This is a genomic window from Streptodolium elevatio (assembly GCF_040649515.1).
Taxonomy (GTDB): domain Bacteria; phylum Actinomycetota; class Actinomycetes; order Streptomycetales; family Streptomycetaceae; genus Yinghuangia; species Yinghuangia elevatio.
The window spans coordinates 1-1,024 of record NZ_JBEZFP010000295.1; the positions used below are offsets into that span (position 1 = coordinate 1).

General features: G+C 68.0%; 2 protein-coding genes. One reads left to right on the forward strand and one right to left on the reverse strand.

Features of this window, described 5'->3' with window-relative positions:
* A partial coding sequence (locus AB0C36_RS43155) for a stealth conserved region 3 domain-containing protein (protein ID WP_358365307.1) occupies positions 1-483 on the forward strand: 483 nt, incomplete at its 5' end.
* Positions 484-496: 13 nt separating this feature from the next.
* Here the strand turns inward: AB0C36_RS43155 and AB0C36_RS43160 are convergent.
* Positions 497-1,024, reverse strand: a 528-nt coding sequence (locus tag AB0C36_RS43160; protein ID WP_358365309.1) for a stealth conserved region 3 domain-containing protein, incomplete at its 5' end; no start/stop codon positions are given.

The window sequence follows — 1,024 nt, forward strand, 5'->3', positions numbered from 1 at the left end:
TCCCAGGTACCGCTGGGCCCGCCCGCCGCGGACGATCCGCCGGTCGTGTCCGCGGGGAAGACGAACAGGGCCCTGGTCACCGCGATGTTCGGACGGGTCCCCGTGCAGAAGTTCAAGCACGCGCCGCACCCGTTGCTCCGCAGCGTTCTTGCGGAGATCGAAGAGCGGTTCCCGGCCGAGCACACGGCCACCGCCGCACACCGGTTCCGCGACCCGTCCGACATCTCGGTGACGTCCTCGCTGCACCACAACCACGGCTTCCTCACCGGCCGTTCGGTGCCCGCCGAGATTGCGTTCGCGTACGCGGACCTCGCCGCCCGGCATACGCCCCGACGACTGAACCGGTTTCTGGAACAGCGTGCGCTGGACGCGTTCTGCCTCAACGACACCGAGTCGGAACTCGTCTCGCTGAAGTCTCAGGTCGCCCTGCTGACATGGTTCCTGGAGGCGTACTTCCCGGTCGGCGCGGAGTGGGAGCGCTGAAGCCTCCGGCGGATCACACAGACCGGAGGGAGTCCCGGGCCGCATTGTTGCGTTCCGTGCCCCTCTCGAACTGACTCGCCACGGGGAAATACTCGGTGAGGAAGGCGTGGATCACGCGAGCCTGTTCGTCCGCCGGGACGTCGCCGTCGTGGTAGTCGTTCAGGCAGAAGACGTCGTGGGGCCGGGCCGACAACAGGCGGGTGAGCCGCTTCTGTTGCTCGCGCAGACCGACGTTGACGAACCCGCAGGAAATGGCTCCGGGCACGCTTCGGCCGGTCAGGAACGCGTAGTAGTGGTGCAGCGACGAGGCGATCGAGATGTCGCCGTGGCTGCGCAGCGGCGAATGCGCGGTGCGCGTGACAGCGTCGGCGAACTCGGTCTCCAGGTCGGCGAGAACGCTGCGGCGCAGCGGGTGCGGGGTGTGCAGGAACGCGTTCACCAGCGTCCTGCCGAAACGCTCCGCGATGAGCGCCCGGTTGTTCTTGGCCGCGCTCATGTTGAATTCGTCGTCCGCGGCGACCGGCGTCATCGGGACCGTCGT